Origin of the sequence: Frankia nepalensis, from assembly GCF_016786325.1 — a bacterium.
GTDB lineage: Bacteria > Actinomycetota > Actinomycetes > Frankiales > Frankiaceae > Pseudofrankia > Pseudofrankia nepalensis.
In genome coordinates this window covers 1-2048 of record NZ_JADWYU010000327.1, presented here as the reverse complement: position 1 = coordinate 2048, position 2048 = coordinate 1, and the positions used below count along the sequence as shown (strand labels likewise).

2 protein-coding genes are annotated in these 2048 nt (G+C 69.2%); both read right to left on the bottom strand.

The window, feature by feature from the left end; genetic code table 11:
- Positions 1–849, bottom strand: an 849-nt coding sequence (locus I6A81_RS40975; protein WP_307875236.1) for an SDR family NAD(P)-dependent oxidoreductase, incomplete at its 3' end; no start/stop codon positions are given.
- On the bottom strand, positions 846–2048 hold a 1203-nt coding region (locus I6A81_RS40970), incomplete at its 5' end, for an amidohydrolase family protein (RefSeq protein ID WP_203010515.1). The genes I6A81_RS40970 and I6A81_RS40975, both read right to left, overlap by 4 nt.

Below are 2048 nucleotides of genomic sequence, written 5' to 3'. Positions count from 1 at the left end.
GCGCAGGGTGGCCACGGCGTCGTCCCGGCCGAGCATGACGAGGTACTCCCCCGCGAGGATCCCACGCAGGACGTCGTCGGCGAGTTCGTCGAGCGGCTGCAGCGGGACCTCGCGGCCCGCCTTGGCCGCGGCGGCGACGATCGTCTCGACCGTCATCGCGGGAGTCGACCGCGGCACCTCCCGCGCGAGCTCGGCCGGGCGGTTGCGGTCCGAGGTCCACAGACCGGTGGCGAGCAGACCCCTGCCCGACGGTAGGAACAGCGACACCCCGATCGGATGGCCCTGTTCGGCGAGCTGCGCGCCGAGGCACTCGGTCAGGATCGACACCGCCGCCTTGCTCGCCGCGTACACCGACGCCCCCGGCATGGGGGCGATGGCACCGTCGCCGGAGGAGGTGTTGATGACGTGTCCCGGCTCGCCGGAGGCGATCATCCTCGGGACGAAGGCGCGGATGCCGTTGGCGACGCCGTCGACGTTGACGCCGAAGGTCCAGCGCCAGTCGTTCGGCGTGGTCTCCCACACCTTGGCCGACGGCGGGCCGACGCCGGCATTGTTCACCAGGACGTGGACGCGGCCGTGGCGGCGGAAGACCTCCTCGGCGAGCGCCTCGACGGAGTCCGCGTTCGACACGTCGGCGACGACCCCGGTGATCTGGGCGCCGGTCGCCTCGCTGAGGGCCGCGACGGTCTCGTCGAGGGCGTTCTTCTCGATGTCGGAGAGCACGACAACCGCGCCCGCCTTGGCGAACGCCTCACCAAGTGCCCGGCCGATACCCGCCGCCCCGCCCGTGATCACGACGGTCTTCCCGGTGAAGTCGGTCAGGAAGGCCCGCTGGAAGGTCTCGCTCACACCGCCACCTCTCCGTGGATCTCCTCGGGAGAAAGCCCGATCCGCTCCACCACCGGGGCGAGCTTCACCGTGTCGAAGCCGTACAGGTCCACCGCGTTGAGCCCCAGGATCCGGCGCGCGTCCGCCTCCGGCACGGCGCCGAACCGCTCACGCAACCACTCACGGGTGTTCGGCCACGTCCCCTCCGGATGCGGGTAGTCGTGGCCCCACATGAGCCGGTCGACACCGATCTCATGACGCCGGCCCACCTCGACGTCACCCATCACCGACGACGCCAACCACACGTTGCGCTGGTAATACGCCGACGGCCTCATCGTCATCCCGTCGCGGAATGTCGACGGCCCGAACTTGCGGGTCGGATGGTCGCCCTCCCACTTCGAGTCCATCCGGGCCAGAATGTCCGGCACCCACCAGGCCCCGTTCTCCGCGATCGCGTACCGCAGCCTCGGGTGACGCTCGAAGACGCCGCCGAGCAGCAGCGCCCAGAACGGCCGCGCCGCCCACCAGTACGACTCCGTCGCATAGATCGCGATCAGACCCGGCGACCACGTGTAGTCCGTCGGCCCCACCCCGGAATGGGTATGCACGACGAGGCCGGCCTCGGCGCACACCGACCACAGCGGGTCGTACACCGGATCGTTGTACGCCGGGAACTGGCCCCACTTCGCCGGGACCATGATCCCGCCACGCAGGTTGTTCTCCGCCGCCCACTCCGCGAGACGAACAGCGGCCGGGATGTCATGCAGCGCCGGCACGATCGCCACCCCGTAACGCCGCTCCGGATCGTGCTGACAGAACTCCGCCAACCACCGGTTATGCGCCCACGCCCCCGCCATCACCAACTCCGGGTCACTGTCACCCGACGAGCCAAGCCCAGAACCGAACGGCGAGGACGAGACCCCACCGACCCCGGCGGAGTCCGCGTCCGGGAAGACGACCTCCCCGGCCACACCCTCGTCGTCCATCTCCTTGGTGCGCACCACCGGATCCCACGCACCGGTCATCCCACCATGCTCACCGATCTCCGAGTTCCACTCCGCCAGGAACTTCCGATGCTCATCCTGATTGATCAGCTGAGAGGTCGTGACATCGTTCGCGAGCGCCTCATCAAACGCCGCCCGGTACTTCGGGTCCAGATAGTCGCGGTACTGCTCCGGCGGCAACCCGGCATGCGTGTCAGTCGAGATCAACAGGTATTT